We start from the raw sequence: 19,140 nt of genomic DNA, 5'->3' as shown, positions 1-19,140 counted from the left end.
GGGCGTTATATGGCATAAGGATCAGTATGAGCAATCTGAAGTTTTTCAGTATTATTATTGTAGTTGCTGTAATCGCCTCAGCAACAACTGGATATTTTGTTCACACCAAGGAAGCTAAAAATAGTAAAAGAAAAGCTAACTTGGAACTCGCTAGGATAATCAATTCATATAGTTTAGAAAACTGTGGTAATCAATACGGGTTAGGTAATTATAAAACGCCTCAGTTTAAAAAGTGTTATAACGACTCTACTAAATGGTTTCAATCCAAAGTAATGGGTTATACAGTTGTACATTTAGCAGATGGCAGTTAAGCCATATAACAAGCTAATAAATAAGGACAAAAAACAGTTGGCTGTTTTCGTTCCTCAACATTTTAGCCAACAATTTTTTGCCCATTATTAGGGCGTTAGGCGAACCTCAATTTAGGAGTATTTTGAAATGGATGTGAAAGAATTTGTAGCTGAAACGCTTAAGCAAGTGACTGAGGCAGTCAAAGAGAACTCATCAACACTGCGCAATGGTCATGGTTATATTGATGAACTAAAAAAACTCAATATGTTTTCCCATGGCAATGGTTTTGTTACTTACGTCGACTTTGATATTGCTGTAACAGAATCCAGCTCTAAAGAGGGTGGTGCTAAATTAAGTATTGCTGGGGTTGGTGGTATAGGAGGCGATTTAACAGAAGGAACCGAAGTTGCAAGTAAGGTTAAGTTTCGAGTTCCAATTCAAATAGACGGCTTATAATTCGCCTAACAAGAACATTAAACGGAAAAATTACAGTTGGCTGTTTTTCGTTCCTCAAACATTTTAGCCAACTATATTTTTCCGCTTATGTAAGCGTTAGGCTACTGTTGATTTCAATTAAACTCGGAGTATAAGTTTGAGCTCGCAAACAATTATCTTGTTAATATCGCAAGTATTCTGCTCCGTTTTTGTGGTGTACTTTTTATTGAAAATTGTTCCCTCTAGAGAAAGCGAACTGAAGAAATCAAATGTTGACTTAAAGGCTGAAAACTCAAAACTTATAAATCAAACTAATGAGCTGAGTGAACGTATTTCAATTTTATCTACTGAGTTTGCTATAACAAGTGACTTGAAGGAAAATCAAGATACTGAGATTAGCTCTTTCAAAAATCAAATGCAAAGCAGACGAACTCAGATAATTTCACTTCAAAATGAGTTAAAAGAAAAGCAAAGGTATTTAAAGAATTGCTGGGATAAAATTAAACTACTTGAAAAAACTTTAGGAGTAGATAGCGCAACTAAACAACCGTCAGCTCCTAAAAATAGTGATTATAATAACTGCAAAGCATGCGGCAGAGGCATTGAATACTGTATCTGTGCGGGATAAAGTAGCCTAACAAGAAATTAAACAAGGACAAAAAACAGTTGGCTTTTTGTTCACTCCGTTCACCTATTTTAGCCAACTACTTTTTGCCTGTTAATTAGGCGTTATAAAGCTAGGGGAGGTTTGGAGCATGAGAAAACTATCAGTATTACTTTTTGTTAGCTTCATTTTATTCCAATGGGCAAGCTTTGCTGAAGCTTCGTCTATTCAAAACGCATACGAGAATCAAACAAGTGATGTTCAGGTTCAAGGTGTTGGTACTGTTGTCCGTATATTAAATGACGACAATAAAGGCTCTCGCCATCAAAAATTCATCCTCAAACTTTCGTCTGGTAAAACTATCTTAATCGCTCATAACATAGATCTAGCGCCAAGAATTAATCAAATCTCCAATGGTGATCAAGTCCAATTTTATGGTGAATATGAGTGGAACAAAAAAGGTGGTGTAGTTCACTGGACTCATAAAGATCCAAACGGGTATCATGTTGGTGGTTGGTTAAAGCACAAAGGTAAAACGTACCAATAGCTTTATAACAAGTAAATCAACAAGGACACGTAACAGTTGGCTACGTTTCGCTTCGCTACACAATTTTAGCCAACCATTACTTAGCCTGTTATTTGGGCGTTAGCTTTCAAGGGGAAGTCGTGAGTATTGAATTACCTATCCACACCAAAATTTATCCACAAAACTCAAGCGGAGGAGTTTTACTTTGTGGGATAAATCATGGGTACACTGAAAATGATAAAAATCTAGATGAGTCTGGAATTAATCGAGAAGATCCATATAAATCATTCTTTTCTGACAAAGAGGTCAATGATTACCCTTTTCGTAACAATATCGTTAAGTGGTTTTCTCTTTGGGGATTTAAACTAGGTGATACTATCGAAGATATTGGCGATTTTGAGAAATCTATCATACAGACCAATTGGTTGCAGACATGTTCAAACAACATGAACGGTACTAATACTCATCAAGCATGTGTTCAAGATAGCGACTCTTTTTTAGAAACATGTGAACTATTGAAACCTAAGATACTTATCCTGTTCAGTAAGGAATTGCTTTGGGCATTCAATTCTCATGAATTGAATGTAAAGGTGGCCTCAATATTTGGAAAAAAAATAAACGGCACCAATTGGATACAGAAAGATATTGTTGCCAACGGGAAAAAATGCACAAGATTTAAAGTGGGTTTTCAGCAGTATGAAAGGTTAAATGTAATATCATTGCCTCACGCAACAAGCGCGCGTGGGTTATCTGATGATTATATTGCTTCTTTTAAGCCTGAGATATCAAATATAATAAGTGACTGGTGGTGCCAGCATCAGAAAGCTAACAAGTCATTTCAGCAGGACAAATAATTGTTGGCTTTGCTCCTGCGTCGCTATTTTAGCCAACAATTATCAGCCGCTTAATGTGGCGTTAGCTGTCATCAAGCATTTATCATTATCGGAGGCATCATGAAAGGAAGTTGTGTTTGTGGGAAAGTTACATACGAAATAACCCCACCATTTAAAACGTTTCAATATTGCCACTGCTCCCGTTGTAGAAAATTTACTGGTGGCGCACAGGCTCCAAATCTTTTTGTTCCTCCTCTACAGTTTCAATGGTTGCAAGGCCAAGAGTATCTGGGGCGTTTCGAGCATCCTGATGCAAAATACTTTGCTACATGTTTTTGTATGAATTGTGGTTCGTCCTTGCCTTGGGCAGTTCAAGGCGGAAAAAACATTGTCGTCCCCGCGGGCACCCTCGATGAAGATCCTGGCATTCAACCGCAACAAAATATATTCTGGGGTTCAAAAGCACCGTGGTTCAATTCGCCGTGCGATCTACCAAAACACGAAGAGTTTCCCACAAAATGACAGCTAAGCTAATTAACAGGACAAATGACAGTTGGTTTTTGCTCCTGCGTCGCTTATTTTAACCAACTATAATTTGCCCATTATTAGGGCGTTATATTTATCTCGAAATATGAGTCTTATCCCAACTATTACAAATAAGGAGTTAGCAACTCCGATAAAAACAAAAGACGCTGAAGTGTGGGTGCAGTCTTTACTTAAAAGATATCATGTGACGAGAGAATCAAGAGACTTTTTGATTCAGAGAAAAGGTGTCACTAACGAAATCATTAAAGAGCTTATCCCTCTATCAAAATATTGTTCAAGAAAATATTCTTGTGAAGGTTACCTTTTAAAGTTTTACCCTGGAAGTGAACAGTCTTTTGATGCGGAGATAATCAAGGATAACGGTGATTTAGTTGAGAGAATTGAGGTAACGCTCGCAATTGACGGTTATCAAAATTCAATTCAGGCTGAAGCATTAGTTGAATTCGGAACTGCACCTATGTTCCGAACTCCATTATATGAGGGAGTTGGACGAAAACGAAGACTTTTAGAAAACTCAGAATATGATTTTATCGATAATGATGAATGGATAAACAAACTAGCGGTACTCATCCAGAAATCTTATAACAAGAAACACGGTAATATTCACAAGTACCCAGAAACCACACTATTAATTGGTGTTGATATAGCCTTGGCTTCAAATGGTGAAGCTAGCCAAGTATTATCTTGTTTTACCTTATCACCCAATACTTTTGAAAAAGTTTATTGTGTAAATATATCAGGTTTGCAATTATGGGAGCTTAAATAAATATAACAAGTAAATCAACAAGGACACGTAACAGTTGGCTACGTTTCGCTTCGCTACACAATTTTAGCCAACCATTACTTAGCCCGTTATTTAGGCGTTATGTGTTTACCTAAGGAGATTTTATGAATGCTCATGGTGATCTTTCTCTTTTGTGGGACGGAGACTTATTAATCGTTAAAACATTTGGTCCATTTAATGAAATAGGATTGAAGATTCTTATTTCAAAAATTAGAGAGTCAATATTAAGTAAAGGCTTAGAATCGTGGCGTAAAATAGAAATTTGGGATGAGGAGACTCTAGGTTCACCTGATGTAGTTTCAAAGGGTGAAGCCGTAGCTAAATGGTACAAAGACAATGGATGTTACGCTTCTGCAATAATTGTCTGTAATAGCTTACAGGAGCAACTAGCTGATAATATAACTAGTAATAATACTAAGTCATTCCGTAACCAAGAAGCAGCCATGAATTGGCTAAATCTGCAAAACACATAACAAGCTGTTCAAGTGGGACAAATTACAGTTGGCTACGTTTCTCTTCGCTACACAATTTTAGCCAACCATTACTTAGCCTGTTATTTAGGCGTCAGTTGCACGCACTAAATTAGCTGAATTTATTTGCTAGTTCAGTGCTTACCTTAATATTTTGTGTTTGGGTCAATCTTTGGTTTGGCAATGACAGTGCCTTCAAATACTCACTTCTTCTTCTTTGCCCAACCCAGTTTTCGCCTTTCAATGTTTTAAGATCAGATTAGCTTTAGTTTTTAAGGCTCAAAATCAGGTTTATGTGTGTAGTGCGGGTAGTGTTTTTTGTATCTTCCGTCTATCCCGTAGACGTGATAACTTATTGTAAAGTTAGTGCTTTTAATAACCAGAAACTAACAAGGCAATCAAACGGACACGTAACAGTTGGCTCGGTTCCGCTTCGCTACACATTTTAGCCAACTATTATTTGCCTCTTAATGGGGCGTTATGTATTTAGGCATGTCTGGGAGATCGTAAAAGTTGAATCAATTAACTGAGAAATCTATAGGATGCCCTTATTGTGGTGAAACAATTAAAATTCTAATTGATTCATCCGATATGGAACAACAGTATATTGAAGATTGCCAAGTATGTTGTAAACCGATAAATTTCTTGGTTTTTGAAAGTGTAAATGGTGAGCTTGAAGTTAGTGTCTATAGCGAAGATGATGTGTTTTAATAAATACATAACAAGCGTTTTAACAGGACAAATAACAGTTGGTTTTTGCTCCTTCGTCGCTTATTTTAACCAACTATCATTTGCCTCTTAGTGAGGCGTTAGCTTTCGGAATAAGTATGAATACCAATCACAAGCCTTTCGTTACTTTTATAATATGCTTCATGACAGTATGTGTATCTTTTTATGTCGCTTACCAAATTAGTGGCTCGATACTAGGCAAGTCTAAAATAACTGAACTCGCTAACTTTGGTGGTTTAACTATCGAAGGTATTAAAAACTTTGAAGTATGGCGGTTATTATCTTCTCAATTGATACATGTCCATCAAAAGCATATGATTTACAATGTATTATCTATCCTCTTTTTGGGTATTATCATAGAGCGTAAGGTTGGTTCTAAATACATGTTAGCTATTTGGCTACTCGCAGGAGCTATTGGGACGTTATTTAGTACCCAATTTACTCCACCGCCTTGGAATACAGGAACAGGAGCTTCACAAGCTGCTTTTGGTTTAGCTGGATTTGGTTTGATTCTAGTTATCAGCAAAATTAAACATGGATATTTAATTCTAAGTGCTCTCGCATTTGCACTTATACCAGCGCTATATTTAGATTTTAAATCGGTCGGTTATCCCAAAGCAGGACACTCTCTAAGTTTTGTTATTGGTTGTAGTTTGGCTATTTACTATTTATATCGTATCAAACCGCAATATGTTCATTTGGCACAAAAAAGCTAACAAGGCGTTAAAGAACGGACTGCTAACCGTTGGCAGTTGTTCGTTCCTCAACATTTTAGCCAACAATTTTTTTTCCCAATATTAGGGCGTTAGGCTACTTTCATATACGGAGTTCAAATGTCAGAGTATTTTGCCAAAATCAATTGGGTTAGAGGTAACAATGAAAGTTACGTTGATAACAAATATAGCCGAGGGCATGAATGGACTTTTGATGGAGGTGTAACCGTTCAGGCTTCATCTTCACCTCATGTAGTTCCTTTACCATATTCAGTTGAAGCAAATGTCGATCCCGAAGAAGCATTTGTTGCGTCTCTTTCTAGTTGCCACATGTTATTCTTTTTATCTATCGCAGCAAAAAGAAGGTATGTGGTTGATTCATATGTAGATGATGCTGTAGGTATTATGGAAAAAGACAGTGATGGTAAAATATCAATGACCAAAGTAACACTTAAACCACATGTTCAGTTTTCGGGGGATAAAAAACCGACAATGGAGCAACTTGAGAAAATGCACCATCAATCTCATGAGCAGTGTTTTATTGCTAACTCCGTGAAGACTGAAATCGTTACGGAAATCGTAGCCTAAGCAAATCAATCAGGTCTGTAAACAGTTGGTTTTGCTCCTGCGTCGCTAATTTTAACCAACTATTTTTAGCCCATTATTTGGGCGTTAGGGCTTACGGCGTTTCAGCTACCTATTGAGATTAAAAAAATGAATCCACATATCAGTATTATCACATTAGGTGTGAAAAACTTGAAAAAATCCTTTGAGTTTTATACCGCTCTTGGGTTTCCATCATCAAAAAAACCTGAAGATGGAATTATTTTTTTTAAGACAAGTGGTGTCTGTTTAGCTTTGTATCCTTTAGATGAACTAGCAAAAGACGTATCTCCAAACTTAAACTCACACCGCTCAGGGTTTTCAGGTATTACATTAGCTCATAATACTCGTTCTAAGGCAGAGGTAGATACTGTATTGGCGTTAGCTAGAAGCTCTGGTGGTAATATTGAAAAAACAGCTCAAGATGTTTCTTGGGGTGGATACAGTGGTTACTTTTCAGATCCTGATGGGCATTTATGGGAAGTGGCATTTGGTGACTGTTGGGAGTTCAATGAAGATGGAAGTCTCATCATAGAATAAGCCCTAACAAGAACTTCAAACGGAAAAAATACAGTTGGCTGTTTTCACTGCGTTCAACATTTTAGCCAACTATAAATTTCCTCTTAATGAGGCGTTAGCTTTCAATCGGGTTCAAATTTTTATATTCGTATAATAACAAGGAAGAAAAATGAAAAAAGTAGTATTAGCTATTACCGTATTAGCGTTAAGTGCCTGTTCAACAATGCAACCTCCACGCTATGCAGTTTCTGTAGACAACATCCAAGTATTGAAAAAATTACCTGAAATAAATGGAGAATTTGCATCATTAAATCAGCCTGTAAAGTTTAGCTCTGGTTGTCGTCTGATGGGGCCAATTGAGCCAGCAGATGGGCTAACTATCCCACAGTTTATTACAAAAGCTTTTAATGATGAGTTAAAAATGGCAGACAAATACTCAACGGATGCTGTAAAAATTACTGGTGATGTCACCAAAGTAGAATTCTCTTCAATTACGGGTTTAACCAATGGCTATTGGGATTTAGGTCTTAGTTTGAATTCAACTAATGGAACTAGTTTAACGGTTAATAATAAATATTCTTTCAAAAGTGGCTTTGATGCAATTACTGCATGTAATGCAACTGCGGACGCTTTATCTCCTGCTGTTCAGGATTTAATTAAGGCTACAGTTAACCACCCTGAATTTGCAAATTTAATGAAAAAAAGCTAACAAGTTGCTTAAACGGAAAATTAACAGTTGGCCATCGCTTCGCGATTATAGCCAACTGTGAATTTCCGCTTAGCAAGTCGTTATATACAAGGAGCATTTATCATGAAAAGGTTATTAATTCTCATACCGTTCATCTTTCAAATTCAAGGTTGTTATGATGCAAATGCAACATCACCACCACCTCCTCCTCAGCCTGTAGAATATGAAATAATGCATGAATCGCAATACAATGAATATGCAGATTCAACAAGCAAAAGTGTAATTGTTATAAGAAACCAAACAGATTATGAAAATGAGCTACTAAAAAGAACCAGTGAATCGATAAAAGCCGTTAACTTTGAAAAAGAAACTATTCTTTTGATCGATATGGGTACTAGAAATACCGGCGGATATAGTATTGCTATTCCATCTGTTACTGTAGAAAACGATCACGTTAGAGCCCAAGTTCTTCTAGGTTTGCCTGGAAATAATTGTGTTACAACTGAAGCTCTCACAAATCCTTTTAAGCTAATTAAGTTAAATACAACAAATGAGATATTGGTAACCGAAGAAATCACGGTGTCTAGTTGCTAGTATATATAACAAGCTGTTAAACAAGGACAAAATACAGTTGGCTTTTGCGCCTTCGCTGCTAATTTTAGCCAACTGTAATTTGCCGCTTAAAACGGCGTTAGGGCTACTCAGGGTTATGTGCAAAATTCTAGCAATACTATTCTTATGCTCTTCTTTCGCTTATGCCCAAGATGAGCTAATAGTATCGTTTAATGATAATCAGGTTTGCGTCCCTGAAACAGATGATTGCCTATCGACTTTGACGGTTATTACAAGTAAGAATACATATACCTTGGAAAATCTCTTAGGCAGTTTTTATCACTCTAAGAGAAACAACCAAATACTTGATTGTGGTGGTAATACTTTAAGCTCTGGCCTAAATGCCAACCTAATAAACTCAAACGGTATCAAATTACCGATTCAACATAAGAGTGGCGTTGCAGACTGCGGTTTGACGGGTGATCAAAAGTATTATTTTATCGTTGATGAGTCACCAAGCTTAAGGGTATACGATAGCAAAGCTAACTTACTCTTAACTAAGTCAGTAGAATTTCAGTCGCTAATTAAATACAAAATAAATGGTGTGGCGTATGAGTTGTGGGTTCCAGGTATCCCGTAGCCCTAACAAGTCAATAAAGCAGCCTCTTATTGGGGCGTTATAAGGTCATCTTAGTTTGAATATCGATACAATTAAAATATTATCTACAAATCGTTTGATTTTAAGGCAATGGAAAAGCGAAGATTATGCTCCTTTTGCAGAGCTGAATGCATGTACGAAAGTTATGGAACATTTCCCAAGTACTTTAAATGAAGTTGAAAGTACTAACTTAGCTTTAAAACTTGCGAAGCTTATATCTGATCGTGGATGGGGTATTTGGGCTGTTGAAGAAAAATTATCTAATAAATTTATTGGGTTTGTTGGTCTACACAATTCACCACCTGATCTTGATGTAAGTCCTGCAACCGAAATTGGTTGGCGTTTAATGAATCAGTTCTGGGGTAAAGGTTATGCAACAGAAGCCGCAGAAAAAGTTTTAGAATTTGCATTTGATGACTTAAATTTGACTAGTGTTATCTCAGTTACATCTGTTGTGAATAAAGCTTCACAGAAGGTTATGGAACGTATAAAAATGATTAATACAGAGAAAAACTTTAATGACCCATTAGTTCATAACGAGCAATTAAAAGAACAAGTTTTATATCAAATAACTAAAGAGCAGTGGGTAGCTAAAACCTTATAACAAGGCGTTCAAACGGACAAATAACAGCTGGCTGTTGTTCGTGCCTCACACATTTTAGCCAGCTATTATTTGCCGCTTAACTTGGCCTTATATTTTTCTAGAGTGCGGAGTTAACATCCATACTTTTATGCAATATACGCACGATTAAAATTTGATTAACTTTGTTCTCTTTATAGTAAATAACATGGCTAGATTGGGGATATTTACTATAACCTTCTCTTATGTAATCACAGTTAAGTCCTAACTCTGGTTCATCAGCTAACAATTGAAATGTATTGTCTAATATCTTTAGATAAACATTTCTCTGTTCTTTTCCCCAAGTTAATTGAGTGTAGCGAGCTATTTTAATTAAATCTGACTTTGCTTTCCCTGATAATAAGAATTTACGCATCAGTGATTATCTTTATCCAACTCAGTTAGCAAACTTTCATAATTGTAATCAGCAATACCGCTTTGTTCACCTTGGATTAGCATATTGCGTAAATTTAATATCTTGGCTTCTTGATCTTCTAAAGCTCTTAATCCAGCTCTAATAATTTCACTTGCTGAGCCATAACGACCAGTGTTAAGTTGTTGGTTTATAAATTGATCAAAATGATCGCCCAATGTTACGCTTGTGTTTTTAGCCATAATGTAAAACCTCGAAAGTACCAATATATATTAGATTATGGTATAAAAAATATAACAAGGCAATTAAAGGGACAAAAAACAGTTGGTTTTTGCTCCATCGTCGCTTATTTTAACCAACTATTTTTTGCCTCTTAATGAGGCGTTATGTTTTCATCGACAAGTGATGCGCATCACGCTACATTTGTAGCATGATTAAATTTTTCAAGCACAAAGGTCTTAAGAAATACTTCCAGACGGGTAGTATTTCAGGTATTCAGGCAAAACATCACCGACGTAAGTTACGTATGCAACTTGCTGCAATCGATACCGCACAAGAAATTGATGATATCAATTTACCCGGCTTTAAATTACATCCATTAAAAGGGAATCGTGACGGGGTTTGGTCTATTACTGTAAATGGTAATTGGCGCATTACTTTCGAGTTTATCGATGGTAATGCTTATATTCTCAACTATGAGGACTATCACTAATGAGTATGCATCATAATCCGCCACACCCTGGGGCGTTTATCTATGACGTTTATTTGGAACCATCTGGTATAAGCTGTCGTTATTTAGCTAAACAGCTAGATGTTGCATCGTCTACTTTAAATAGAGTGCTAAAAGGTCAAAGTGCTATCTCACCAGAAATGGCACTTCGCTTATCAAAAGCAATTGGCAGGACTCCTGAGAGTTGGCTATCAATGCAAGACAACTACGATCTCTGGCATGCTAAACAGCAAATCAATTTAACCAATGTCCACTTTGTAAATTTTGTAGTGACATAAAAAATATAAGACAATTAAACGGACAAATAACAGTTGGTTTGCGCTTCGCGCAGTATAGCCAACCATTATTTCCCGCCTAACAAGGCGTTAGCTCTCTACAAGGAATTATGATGCAATTCGAAACTTGGTTAGCATTTTGTTCAATTGCTTTTATCGCAGCAGCAATTCCAGGTCCTGCAATATTGTTAATATCAACGCACAGTCTACAATTTGGTATTTTACGTTCTCTTATTACAGTGGCTGGAAATGTCACAGGTCTATTTACCATGTCCGCATGTTCCATATTGGGGTTGAGCGCATTGGTAATGGTTTCTTCTACAGCTTTTACCGTAATTAAAATAATTGGGGCACTCTATCTTTTGTATATGGGAGTTAAAATTTGGCGCAGTGGTGTACAGTTAAATGATATGAATGATGAGAAAGAATCATCATTCAGCGCTTGGAGCCTTTATACGCAAGGATTAATGATATCTTTAACTAATCCTAAAGCAATAATATTTACTTCTGCACTTTTTCCGCAATTTATTGTTGTTTCTGAGCCATTACTACCTCAGTTTCTAATTTTGGTTTTAACTCTTATGACGTGCTCCTTTTTATGTTTACTTTCATATTCTCTTTTGAGCCAAAATTTAAAAGCAGGTAGTGAAAAATATGTATCAGGTCGTATTCTTGGAAAAGTGTTTGGTTCTGCATTTATCAGTGCGGGTGGTGTTTTAGCAATTTCAACTCAGAGGTAATCGAGAGCTAACAAGAATTTCAAGCAGGACAAAATACAGTTGGCTTTTGTTCACTCCGTTCACCTATTTTAGCCAACTATATTTTTCGTCTTAAATGGGCGTTAGGTGATTTATGTTTACTGAGAATCCTGAAGAATTCCTAAATAACTCATCAATAGGTATTCACGCTGTGTCACCTGAAGGTATTATTATTTATGCCAATATGCATGAACTTGAATCCTTAGGCTATACGAAATCGCAGTATGTTGGCCATCACGTTTCAGAATTTCAAATGGATAAAAATTGCCTAACTGACATGATGAAGCGACTAGGTGATTTCGAAAAGTTAAAAAATTACCCAGCAAAAGTTCAAGGCAAGGATGGTATTAAATATATCATCTATAACTCAAGCGTGTATGAGGAAAATGGTGAGTTTTTGCATACACGCTGCTATGGACTTGAGGTTGACGAAGTGATTTTTGATGTGTTTTTAGACCATTTTAATTTCTCTAAATAGAGCTCACCTAACAAGGTTTTCAAGTCGGACAAATTACAGTTGGCTTTTTGTTCGTGCCTCACTTATTTTAGCCAACTGCAATTTGCCGCTTAAAACGGCGTTAAATGCCTATGCTGATCAAATTAAACTTTTTATCAATTTGGCACATCTAAACTAATAAAATATTTTTTAATTAAGGATAATAATGAAGTATCTCATCTCTATTTTTTTCACAATAATATTATGCATTTCGGTTAGTTCGAATGCAGCTCCTGCTAAAAAGGTATTGATAATTACTTCAAATATGATTGATATGGGGGATCCTGAAAAGCATGATGCTAGAAATAATTTATGGGAGGTAGCACCGCCATATCATATATTTGTAAGTCACGGATTCGAAGTTGATTTTGCATCACCTGAAGGTGGAAAAGTTGAATTCATGATGGATCCTTTGGGTATCAGCAGTTATACCATTAAATATGAAGGTTTCATGGATAAAGCAAACAACTCATTCAACCCAAAACAGATTGAACCCAGTAATTATTGGGGAGTTTATATTGGTGGTGGTTACGGCCCATTATTTGATGTTGCTAATAATAAAGAATTACAATCAATTATTGCAAAAATATATGAATCTGGCGGTATTATTGGTGGGGGTGGACATGGCGCAGGTGCTTTTTCTAATGTTGTTTTATCTACGGGGGAGTTTCTCGTCAAGGGTAAAAAAGTTGCTGGTTTTCCAGACTCAACAGAAAACTCTAAATCATGGGCAAAACAAGGCACTTTGTTACCATTTCTTGTTGAAAGTCAGTTAAATAAAAATGGTGCCATCGCACAAAATAAACAAACCTTAAAAGATAAACACGAAGTTGTCATCGACCAGCGAATTGTTTCAACAATGTTTTTACCCTCGGCAGCTCTTGTTGCAAAAGAAATGATAATATTAAACAAACAGTAGCGGCACTTAACAAGTTGCTCAAACGGACAAAAAACAGTTGTTTTTTGCTCCTGCGTCGCTTATTTTAACCGACTGATATTTGCCCATTATTTGGGCGTTAAGTTACTAGGGAAATATGTGCGTAATTTTATAAATTTAAGTAAAAATAAGCAAATAGAGCTAAATGCTAAATTTCCTGATCTATTCAAAATTTATTGTTTAGATGAGACTCCTCACTATAAGAAAGTGGAAATAACTGTTTTTGACCACTGGTTAACTCTTGAAGAGTTTCAAAATGATCGCCCTGATAAAAATGAGCAGTTGCGCCGAAACAGGTTATTGCATGATTTTGCAAAGATTATGTCTAAAAATACTGAAATCTTGAATTTTAAGTTTAAAGGTAAATGGGATCGTTGTTGCCCGTCTTTTAGAAAGTTCAGCTCTCAAGAATCTATGGATAACTATTTACATCCTGCCGGTGATAATGACTCCTCAGATAAATTTTGCAGGTTAGTTTTACCCGAATTTTATGCTGTATATTTTGAAAGCTGGGATTATACGAATATATTTTACATTCAAGATGATAAAATCATACCGAAAATCAAACAATGGGCTAGTGAATCAGGTGTTTATTGTTTGGAGTATTAGTAACTTAACAAGCCATTAAAGCAGCACAAAAAATAGTTGGCTTTTGCTCCTTTGTCACTTATTTTAGCCAACTGCAATTTGCCGCTTAAAACGGCGTTAGCTGACAGTGTTACCCGCAATTAGTGGACACCTTCTATAATTAAATGATGTCTAACATTGAGGTGATATATGAATAAACATGGTGAAATTTCATTTTCATGGGTGAATGATGTTTTTACTCTAGAAATTAAGGGACCTTTTAACGAAGAAGGCCTTGAATATTATATCCCTTTAATTCAAAAATCCGTTTCAAAAAGGTCGGTTAAAGACTGGAAGCGAGTTGAAGTATGGGATGACGAGGTTCTAGGCTCTCCGACTACTGCCGCTTTAACTAAATCATTGTGGGAATGGTACGACAAAAATGGATGTGTTTTAACTGCTATTGTTGTTTCTAATAGTGTTCAAACCCAAGGCATTCAAATTCTGCTTAAAAGTCAGGCTAAGGTGTTTATTAATATTGGTAAAGCACAGGAATGGCTGGAAACACATAACAAGAAAATAAACAAGGACACGTAACAGTTGGCTACGTTTCGCTTCGCTACACAATTTTAGCCAACAATTTTTTGCCCATTATTAGGGCGTTAGCTCTTTGAAGTTGTACTTCAGCAGCACTGAGAAATGAAATTAGGTAATAGATGAATAAACTTGCCCAACCACTAAAAGGAAAAATTGTTCTCGTGACGGGAGCAAGTCGTGGTGTTGGCAAAGGAATAGCGCTTAGCTTGGGTTTAGCTGGTGCGATTGTCTACATTACTGGAAGAACTGTAGAAGAAGGGAAAGCTGACTCTGAGTTATCTGGTTCGATAACAAGAACAGCCAATGAAATTAATTCTTTCGGTGGAAAGTGTATTGCTATCCAATGCGATCACTGTGTAGATCAGGAAGTAGCTGCAGTGTTCCAGCGGATTCAAGAAAAACATAGCCAGCTTGACCTATTAGTCAATAATGTTTGGGGTGGCTACGAGCACTTTACTAATGGCACAGAATTTTGGAAGGAAAGCGGTTTCTGGACAGCGCCTATATCGCGTTGGGATTCAATGTTTCATGCGGGAGTCCGTGCCCATTATGTATCTAGCGTGTATGCAGTGCGCTTGATGCTTACTCAAAATAATGGACTAATTGTTAATCTCTCATTTTTTTCATCTCAACGAAATGATAAGGGTGTCGCATATGGAGTCTCAAAATCTGCGACAGACCGCATGACAGCTTGCATGGCAGAAGAGCTTCGCTCACATGATATTGCAGTAGTATCACTTTACCCTGGTATAGTACGTACTGAGGCTGTTATGAAAGGTGCAGAACATTTGGATTTATCTAATTCAGAATCTCCAGAATTTATAGGGCGTGCTGTAGCAGCACTAGCTTCAGATTCAAGCATAATGCAGAAGTCTGGAAAAATTCTAGTTGCGGCCAAACTTGCTCTAGAATATGGTTTTACTGATATTGACGGCAAGCAACCTATTCCTCTAAAAGCTGAGGATATCTAAATAGCTAGCAACCAGAGCTAAGTTGCTTAAACGGACAAAAAACAGTTGGCTTTTGCTCGTTCCTCGCTAATTATAGCCAACAAATTTTTGCCGCTTAGCAAGGCGTTATGTTTTTATTGGTAGCGGAGTTGAACTTAAATAAAGCTTATTCGTCTTATCTGGGTGATTTAAATTTTGAGGTAACATCATGAGCAAACTTTTATTTATTGTTTTCTTTTCGTTTATTTTAGCTGGTTGTAGTAATAAACAATTGTATCAAGCAGGCCAAGACTATCAAAAGAGTAAATGTATTGAAGACGCAGCGTTAGAGCAACAACATAACGACTGTTTAAACACGGATAATAAAACCTACAAGGAATATGATAAAGAACGTAAGGATACAATTAATAAGTAGCGTTTAAAAAACATAACAAGAAAATAAACAAGGACACGTAACAGTTGGCTAGGTTCCGCTTCGCTTCAAATTTCAGCAAACTATTAAAAGCCCCTTATTTGGGCGTTATATTTCTGTGGATAGGAGAGTCGAATGAGTATATTTCTTGAGTTCATACCGAGTCTATTTGTAGCTTTGGCTTTTGATTTTATTCTGTATATAACCGGAGCAGGTGTATTACGGGTAATTTCATTCGGTTTATCTAAATATCAATTACATAGTTATAGTGAATATAAACAGTTAAAAGGTAAATCTAACAATGGATACCTTGTGCCTTACGTAATAGGTATTTTGTTTTATGCTCTAATCATTGTTTCAATTGCTTGGCTCAATTAAACGAAATATAACAAGGGTTTTCAAGTCGGACTCGAAACAGCTTGCTCGGTTCCACTTCGTTTCACATTTTAGCCAACATTTACTTAGCCTGTTATTTGGGCGTTAGCTATACCTTAAGGATTTAGTATGAATCTAAGAAAGTCGTCATGGAAAATAGCTGGTTTTTTATTAGTTACATTTTTATTGTTAAAGCCAGAACTTATACCTTTAGCTTTGTTTATCGATGGTATCGGTTTGGAATTGTTTGTACTTTTATTAGAGGTTCAGGCTTTAGCTGTATTCGGGTATTACTTTCATAATTGGTTTAAACCTGTGGCTAAACCAATTTATAAATTCATTCAAAAGTTCGACCCTCATTTTTTTGTTCCTACTAAATCAGTTATAGCTCAATATCCAATTGTTTTGGTTCATGCTATTCCTGGGTTTATTATGTTTTCAATTGGTTTGTTGTTTGTTAAATTTAATTCTATATCAGCGTAGGGTATAGCTAACAAGAAAATTAAGCAGGACCTTTAACAGCTGGCTGCGTTCACTTCGTTCACAATTTTAGCCAGCTATTACTTAGCCGCTTATGGTGGCGTTATCTTATTAGGATGGAACTATGGTAACTCCAATAATAATTCTTCTAATTCTATCTTCTCCGCTGGTGATAGCTCTTGCATCGGCAAAATTCAGGAAGAAGCCTGTTAATATTAATAAATATGCTTGTTGGGGTTTAGGTCTCGCATTTATATTTTTCTTTATTGGTCACATTGTAAAAACCGATGGAATGGTTGAAATGCTACCTGCTTGGGTACCTTTTAAAGTTACATTAATATATGTTACTGGAGCTCTCGAATTATTAGTTGGCATCGCACTTTTCATACCTAAGCTTCAAACTATCGCGGCAAAATTGGGGATTCTTATTTTTGTAATTTTCTTTCCTGCTAATATCTACGCTGCTTTAAATAGTGTTGGGCTTGGAGGGCATCAATGGGGAGCGGTATATTTATTAATACGTACACCATTGCAAATCATATTGATCGCTTGGGCGTACTTTCTATGCGTAAAAGAACATAACAAAAAAATTAACAAGGACACCTAACAGTTGGCTACGTTCGACTTCGTTTCACATTATAGCCAACAATAATTTTCCGCTTATTGCGGCGTTATAAGCCATTCATGTTTGGACATCAATAATTAAGTAAGGGTACTAAATTGCAAAGAATAGTCGAATTTAAAAAGAAAAGCTTTTGGTCCAGTCAAGTGGATCTAAATGCTTTGAATGAAAAAATATCGCAATTAAATAAAGACGATTGGGCTATAAAATCAATAACTCCTAACACGTCTTTGTTTGGTTTTATTTTGTCCTACACACTATTAATTGAGCTAACTGATTAGTGTAATTGGCATATAACAAATCAATTCAGAAATGGGACTGTTAACAGCTTGCTCGGTTTAGCTTCGCTGCACATTTTAGCAAGCTATTATCAGCCCCTGATTGGGGTGGTAGGGTTACTATGGGTGGTTATTTCGAGATTATCGATAAATGGATACGTAACTTTGCGCTCTTTTGTCTTTTTTTATATACGTTGGTGTATATCTTTAGTATCTTTTTAATGGTGTTGGTTAATGTCCCCAAAATAGGACAATTACAGGTAGCCTTAAGCTTCTTTGGAGTTATGACTATTATATAGAAAGAAAAAAATCGAGCTTCAACTCTGGGCTTTCTGTGTTGCTCGGAATGCTAACTAGTTATGTTATTTCTCTTTTTTATTTTCATCCCCGTCCATTTGTAGATAATCTAGGGACACAGTTAATCGGACATGCTCCTGATTCTTCATTTCCATCTGATCATACGACTTTTATTTTTTCTATATCTGTAATGTTGTTATTTAATAAAACAACTAGAGCCTTAGTCATAGTTTTATGCGGGTGTAGCTTCATTAGCGGGTTATCTAGAGTCTTTGGTGGTGTCCATTTCCCTCTAGATATATTAGGTGCTATTTTGGTTTCAATATTTTCCTACGTGATCGTGTTTCAATTTCAGAACAAAACAGGTATCTTATTGAATCAGTTGGTGAAAAAAAATGCCTAACAAGGTAATCAAGCAGGACTAAAAACAGTTGAGTATGCTCGTGCCTCGCTAATTTTAGTCAACAATTTTTAGCCTCTTAGTGAGGCGTTATATTTTACAAGGAGTGTTTATGAAACTTTTGAGTGTTTTATCCCTAGGTCTTTTAATGTTGAGTGGTTGTAAGTCAACACCTGAGCAGTACTTGACTGAATCACCTATAACGATTGAGCAATCTAATTTAGAAAACTATTGGGTCCAAGAAGCTAAAGAGTTTAGTTTTAAATTTAAAAACATGAAGGTGCCAGAAACTGGTGGCTTTGTTAATATTAAGTATTTAGTCGATTCTAACGGAGAAATATTTAGCCCAACAGTTATTGAGTCGTCGCCCAAAGGGGCTTGGGATAAGTTTGCATTAAGAGCTTTGAGCAATATCAAATATGTGCCATCTAAAGCTAATCCATCTAATACACCTGTTTATGTGATAACTGAATTTACTTTTGGACAGAAATAAAATATCACAAGAAAATTAAGCAGGACTTTTAATAGTTTGCTCGGTTCCGCTTCGCTACACAATTTAGCAAACTAATAAAAAGCCCCTTAACGGGGGCGTTATATTGCTTAGGTACATATGGATAATATTGAAAAAATCAGGAAGATTATACCTCTTTGGTACGCTCAAAGAAAATGGGCAGAAGAACTTCTAATTCAATCTTTCCAACTTGAAAAGGTTGAAGATATACTTCATGAGGAACATCGAGGACGTAAACCAATACCAGGAACCAATTGGATGTATTCCACTAATGGTATTGGGGTAGATATCTATCGAACTGCTAATGTAGGTGGTATAGATTTCAACTTTGATAAAGTTGAGCCTGATGAGTGGCGTTTAAGGTTGTTCTTCGAGAAACAATACAATGAAGGTAATCTTCCCTTTGCTGAGTACCGTAAATTATATGAGAATGAAGATTTGTTACAGTGTTTTATAACCGAAGCGTTGAAGTGAAAATGCAATATAACACGCTAATTAATAAGGATAAAAAA

The 19,140-nt window shown here is 36.2% G+C and carries 33 protein-coding genes; 31 read left to right on the top strand and 2 right to left on the bottom strand.

The window, feature by feature from the left end:
- The 16 genes from F580_RS0113840 to F580_RS0113765 form a co-directional block, all read left to right on the top strand.
- Positions 1-311: hypothetical protein (locus F580_RS0113840; RefSeq protein WP_026301439.1), on the top strand; the 311-nt coding region annotated here is incomplete at its 5' end.
- A gap of 127 nt (positions 312-438) precedes the next feature.
- On the top strand, positions 439-747 hold the full coding sequence (locus F580_RS0113835; protein WP_019028335.1) for a hypothetical protein: 309 nt from the start codon (positions 439-441) through the stop codon (positions 745-747).
- 205 nt (positions 748-952) lie between these two features.
- On the top strand, positions 953-1,354 hold the full coding sequence (locus F580_RS0113830) for a hypothetical protein (RefSeq protein WP_019028334.1): 402 nt from the start codon (positions 953-955) through the stop codon (positions 1,352-1,354).
- Positions 1,355-1,481: 127 nt separating this feature from the next.
- On the top strand, positions 1,482-1,877 hold the full coding sequence (locus F580_RS0113825) for a DUF3465 domain-containing protein (protein ID WP_019028333.1): 396 nt from the start codon (positions 1,482-1,484) through the stop codon (positions 1,875-1,877).
- A 119-nt stretch (positions 1,878-1,996) separates the two neighbouring features.
- Entirely contained in the window at positions 1,997-2,710 is a 714-nt protein-coding gene (locus tag F580_RS0113820; RefSeq protein ID WP_019028332.1) for a hypothetical protein, read from the top strand.
- 99 nt (positions 2,711-2,809) lie between these two features.
- Complete coding sequence (locus F580_RS0113815; protein ID WP_019028331.1) at positions 2,810-3,211, top strand: GFA family protein; 402 nt, start codon at positions 2,810-2,812, stop codon at positions 3,209-3,211.
- 31 nt (positions 3,212-3,242) lie between these two features.
- The gene (locus tag F580_RS0113810) at positions 3,243-4,001 is read left to right on the top strand and encodes a hypothetical protein (RefSeq protein WP_157443109.1); all 759 of its coding nucleotides are present in this window, start codon (positions 3,243-3,245) and stop codon (positions 3,999-4,001) included.
- Between the two features lie 122 nt (positions 4,002-4,123).
- Positions 4,124-4,492, top strand: a complete 369-nt coding sequence (locus F580_RS0113805; protein ID WP_019028329.1) for a hypothetical protein — start codon at positions 4,124-4,126, stop codon at positions 4,490-4,492.
- Positions 4,493-5,002: 510 nt separating this feature from the next.
- On the top strand, positions 5,003-5,200 hold the full coding sequence (locus F580_RS0113800) for a CPXCG motif-containing cysteine-rich protein (RefSeq protein WP_026301438.1): 198 nt from the start codon (positions 5,003-5,005) through the stop codon (positions 5,198-5,200).
- Between the two features lie 116 nt (positions 5,201-5,316).
- Positions 5,317-5,934 carry a rhomboid family intramembrane serine protease gene (locus F580_RS0113795; RefSeq protein ID WP_019028327.1) on the top strand — a complete coding sequence of 206 codons (618 nt, stop codon included), beginning with the start codon at positions 5,317-5,319 and terminating at the stop codon, positions 5,932-5,934.
- A gap of 117 nt (positions 5,935-6,051) precedes the next feature.
- Positions 6,052-6,519, top strand: a complete 468-nt coding sequence (locus F580_RS0113790) for an OsmC family protein (protein WP_019028326.1) — start codon at positions 6,052-6,054, stop codon at positions 6,517-6,519.
- A 126-nt stretch (positions 6,520-6,645) separates the two neighbouring features.
- Positions 6,646-7,074, top strand: a complete 429-nt coding sequence (locus tag F580_RS0113785) for a VOC family protein (protein WP_019028325.1) — start codon at positions 6,646-6,648, stop codon at positions 7,072-7,074.
- A 148-nt stretch (positions 7,075-7,222) separates the two neighbouring features.
- The gene (locus tag F580_RS0113780; protein ID WP_019028324.1) at positions 7,223-7,762 is read left to right on the top strand and encodes a hypothetical protein; all 540 of its coding nucleotides are present in this window, start codon (positions 7,223-7,225) and stop codon (positions 7,760-7,762) included.
- A gap of 102 nt (positions 7,763-7,864) precedes the next feature.
- A complete protein-coding gene (locus tag F580_RS0113775; RefSeq protein ID WP_019028323.1) occupies positions 7,865-8,335 on the top strand; it encodes a protease complex subunit PrcB family protein in 471 nt (156 codons plus the stop codon).
- A 115-nt stretch (positions 8,336-8,450) separates the two neighbouring features.
- Entirely contained in the window at positions 8,451-8,933 is a 483-nt protein-coding gene (locus tag F580_RS0113770) for a hypothetical protein (RefSeq protein ID WP_157443108.1), read from the top strand.
- 55 nt (positions 8,934-8,988) lie between these two features.
- Positions 8,989-9,555 (top strand): GNAT family N-acetyltransferase, encoded by a 567-nt coding sequence (locus F580_RS0113765; protein WP_019028321.1) that lies wholly within the window; start codon positions 8,989-8,991, stop codon positions 9,553-9,555.
- A gap of 97 nt (positions 9,556-9,652) precedes the next feature.
- Here the strand turns inward: F580_RS0113765 and F580_RS0113760 are convergent, their stop codons facing one another.
- Together F580_RS0113760 and F580_RS0113755 are read right to left on the bottom strand one after the other, a co-directional pair.
- Complete coding sequence (locus tag F580_RS0113760) at positions 9,653-9,946, bottom strand: type II toxin-antitoxin system RelE/ParE family toxin (RefSeq protein ID WP_019028320.1); 294 nt, start codon at positions 9,944-9,946, stop codon at positions 9,653-9,655.
- Complete coding sequence (locus F580_RS0113755) at positions 9,946-10,185, bottom strand: type II toxin-antitoxin system ParD family antitoxin (RefSeq protein WP_019028319.1); 240 nt, start codon at positions 10,183-10,185, stop codon at positions 9,946-9,948. Before F580_RS0113755 ends, F580_RS0113760 begins: the two co-directional genes overlap by 1 nt.
- 188 nt (positions 10,186-10,373) lie before the next feature.
- Here F580_RS0113755 and F580_RS0113750 point away from each other — a divergent pair, with 188 nt between their 5' ends.
- The 15 genes from F580_RS0113750 (at position 10,374) to F580_RS0113670 (ending at position 19,102) form a co-directional block, all read left to right on the top strand.
- The gene (locus F580_RS0113750; protein ID WP_019028318.1) at positions 10,374-10,655 is read left to right on the top strand and encodes a type II toxin-antitoxin system RelE/ParE family toxin; all 282 of its coding nucleotides are present in this window, start codon (positions 10,374-10,376) and stop codon (positions 10,653-10,655) included.
- Positions 10,655-10,951, top strand: a complete 297-nt coding sequence (locus F580_RS0113745) for a HigA family addiction module antitoxin (RefSeq protein ID WP_019028317.1) — start codon at positions 10,655-10,657, stop codon at positions 10,949-10,951. The genes F580_RS0113750 and F580_RS0113745 overlap by 1 nt, the downstream gene beginning before the upstream one ends.
- A 107-nt stretch (positions 10,952-11,058) precedes the next feature.
- The gene (locus tag F580_RS0113740) at positions 11,059-11,688 is read left to right on the top strand and encodes a LysE family translocator (protein WP_245560627.1); all 630 of its coding nucleotides are present in this window, start codon (positions 11,059-11,061) and stop codon (positions 11,686-11,688) included.
- 112 nt (positions 11,689-11,800) lie between these two features.
- Positions 11,801-12,184 (top strand): PAS domain S-box protein, encoded by a 384-nt coding sequence (locus F580_RS0113735; protein ID WP_019028315.1) that lies wholly within the window; start codon positions 11,801-11,803, stop codon positions 12,182-12,184.
- 184 nt (positions 12,185-12,368) lie between these two features.
- On the top strand, positions 12,369-13,121 hold the full coding sequence (locus tag F580_RS0113730; protein WP_026301437.1) for a type 1 glutamine amidotransferase domain-containing protein: 753 nt from the start codon (positions 12,369-12,371) through the stop codon (positions 13,119-13,121).
- Positions 13,122-13,238: 117 nt separating this feature from the next.
- Positions 13,239-13,748: a hypothetical protein gene (locus tag F580_RS0113725; RefSeq protein ID WP_019028313.1), complete on the top strand. Its 510-nt coding sequence runs from the start codon at positions 13,239-13,241 to the stop codon at positions 13,746-13,748.
- Positions 13,749-13,916: 168 nt separating this feature from the next.
- On the top strand, positions 13,917-14,303 hold the full coding sequence (locus F580_RS0113720; RefSeq protein ID WP_019028312.1) for a hypothetical protein: 387 nt from the start codon (positions 13,917-13,919) through the stop codon (positions 14,301-14,303).
- Positions 14,304-14,422: 119 nt separating this feature from the next.
- A complete protein-coding gene (locus tag F580_RS0113715; protein WP_019028311.1) occupies positions 14,423-15,274 on the top strand; it encodes an SDR family NAD(P)-dependent oxidoreductase in 852 nt (283 codons plus the stop codon).
- A gap of 187 nt (positions 15,275-15,461) precedes the next feature.
- Complete coding sequence (locus F580_RS0113705; RefSeq protein WP_019028310.1) at positions 15,462-15,668, top strand: hypothetical protein; 207 nt, start codon at positions 15,462-15,464, stop codon at positions 15,666-15,668.
- 132 nt (positions 15,669-15,800) lie between these two features.
- Positions 15,801-16,043, top strand: coding sequence for a hypothetical protein (locus F580_RS0113700; RefSeq protein ID WP_019028309.1), 243 nt, complete (start codon positions 15,801-15,803; stop codon positions 16,041-16,043).
- Positions 16,044-16,169: 126 nt separating this feature from the next.
- Positions 16,170-16,523 (top strand): hypothetical protein, encoded by a 354-nt coding sequence (locus F580_RS0113695; RefSeq protein WP_019028308.1) that lies wholly within the window; start codon positions 16,170-16,172, stop codon positions 16,521-16,523.
- A 121-nt stretch (positions 16,524-16,644) separates the two neighbouring features.
- Positions 16,645-17,127 (top strand): DoxX family protein, encoded by a 483-nt coding sequence (locus F580_RS0113690; protein ID WP_019028307.1) that lies wholly within the window; start codon positions 16,645-16,647, stop codon positions 17,125-17,127.
- A 627-nt stretch (positions 17,128-17,754) separates the two neighbouring features.
- Positions 17,755-18,120, top strand: coding sequence for an undecaprenyl-diphosphatase (locus F580_RS27330; protein WP_083926987.1), 366 nt, complete (start codon positions 17,755-17,757; stop codon positions 18,118-18,120).
- A 109-nt stretch (positions 18,121-18,229) separates the two neighbouring features.
- Positions 18,230-18,610, top strand: a complete 381-nt coding sequence (locus tag F580_RS0113675; protein WP_019028304.1) for an energy transducer TonB — start codon at positions 18,230-18,232, stop codon at positions 18,608-18,610.
- A gap of 117 nt (positions 18,611-18,727) precedes the next feature.
- The gene (locus F580_RS0113670) at positions 18,728-19,102 is read left to right on the top strand and encodes a DUF6896 domain-containing protein (protein WP_019028303.1); all 375 of its coding nucleotides are present in this window, start codon (positions 18,728-18,730) and stop codon (positions 19,100-19,102) included.
- Positions 19,103-19,140 lie beyond the last annotated feature (38 nt).

Origin of the sequence: Colwellia piezophila ATCC BAA-637 (assembly GCF_000378625.1) — a bacterium.
Lineage (GTDB): Bacteria > Pseudomonadota > Gammaproteobacteria > Enterobacterales > Alteromonadaceae > Colwellia > Colwellia piezophila.
This window is presented reverse-complemented; position numbering and strand designations above follow the sequence as displayed.

Coding starts and splice junctions, on each gene's coding strand:
- F580_RS0113675 (WP_019028304.1), top strand. CDS start 18,230: ATGAAACTTTTGAGTGTTTTATCCCTAGGTCTTTTAATGTTGAGTGGT.
- F580_RS0113720 (WP_019028312.1), top strand. CDS start 13,917: ATGAATAAACATGGTGAAATTTCATTTTCATGGGTGAATGATGTTTTT.
- F580_RS0113755 (WP_019028319.1), bottom strand. CDS start 10,185: ATGGCTAAAAACACAAGCGTAACATTGGGCGATCATTTTGATCAATTT.
- F580_RS0113705 (WP_019028310.1), top strand. CDS start 15,462: ATGAGCAAACTTTTATTTATTGTTTTCTTTTCGTTTATTTTAGCTGGT.
- F580_RS0113670 (WP_019028303.1), top strand. CDS start 18,728: ATGGATAATATTGAAAAAATCAGGAAGATTATACCTCTTTGGTACGCT.
- F580_RS0113745 (WP_019028317.1), top strand. CDS start 10,655: ATGAGTATGCATCATAATCCGCCACACCCTGGGGCGTTTATCTATGAC.
- F580_RS0113790 (WP_019028326.1), top strand. CDS start 6,052: ATGTCAGAGTATTTTGCCAAAATCAATTGGGTTAGAGGTAACAATGAA.
- F580_RS0113770 (WP_157443108.1), top strand. CDS start 8,451: ATGTGCAAAATTCTAGCAATACTATTCTTATGCTCTTCTTTCGCTTAT.
- F580_RS0113825 (WP_019028333.1), top strand. CDS start 1,482: ATGAGAAAACTATCAGTATTACTTTTTGTTAGCTTCATTTTATTCCAA.
- F580_RS0113695 (WP_019028308.1), top strand. CDS start 16,170: ATGAATCTAAGAAAGTCGTCATGGAAAATAGCTGGTTTTTTATTAGTT.
- F580_RS0113715 (WP_019028311.1), top strand. CDS start 14,423: ATGAATAAACTTGCCCAACCACTAAAAGGAAAAATTGTTCTCGTGACG.
- F580_RS0113760 (WP_019028320.1), bottom strand. CDS start 9,946: ATGCGTAAATTCTTATTATCAGGGAAAGCAAAGTCAGATTTAATTAAA.
- F580_RS0113785 (WP_019028325.1), top strand. CDS start 6,646: ATGAATCCACATATCAGTATTATCACATTAGGTGTGAAAAACTTGAAA.
- F580_RS0113740 (WP_245560627.1), top strand. CDS start 11,059: ATGATGCAATTCGAAACTTGGTTAGCATTTTGTTCAATTGCTTTTATC.
- F580_RS0113815 (WP_019028331.1), top strand. CDS start 2,810: ATGAAAGGAAGTTGTGTTTGTGGGAAAGTTACATACGAAATAACCCCA.
- F580_RS0113795 (WP_019028327.1), top strand. CDS start 5,317: ATGAATACCAATCACAAGCCTTTCGTTACTTTTATAATATGCTTCATG.
- F580_RS0113735 (WP_019028315.1), top strand. CDS start 11,801: ATGTTTACTGAGAATCCTGAAGAATTCCTAAATAACTCATCAATAGGT.
- F580_RS0113750 (WP_019028318.1), top strand. CDS start 10,374: ATGATTAAATTTTTCAAGCACAAAGGTCTTAAGAAATACTTCCAGACG.
- F580_RS0113805 (WP_019028329.1), top strand. CDS start 4,124: ATGAATGCTCATGGTGATCTTTCTCTTTTGTGGGACGGAGACTTATTA.
- F580_RS0113700 (WP_019028309.1), top strand. CDS start 15,801: ATGAGTATATTTCTTGAGTTCATACCGAGTCTATTTGTAGCTTTGGCT.
- F580_RS0113780 (WP_019028324.1), top strand. CDS start 7,223: ATGAAAAAAGTAGTATTAGCTATTACCGTATTAGCGTTAAGTGCCTGT.
- F580_RS0113690 (WP_019028307.1), top strand. CDS start 16,645: ATGGTAACTCCAATAATAATTCTTCTAATTCTATCTTCTCCGCTGGTG.
- F580_RS0113835 (WP_019028335.1), top strand. CDS start 439: ATGGATGTGAAAGAATTTGTAGCTGAAACGCTTAAGCAAGTGACTGAG.
- F580_RS0113730 (WP_026301437.1), top strand. CDS start 12,369: ATGAAGTATCTCATCTCTATTTTTTTCACAATAATATTATGCATTTCG.
- F580_RS0113775 (WP_019028323.1), top strand. CDS start 7,865: ATGAAAAGGTTATTAATTCTCATACCGTTCATCTTTCAAATTCAAGGT.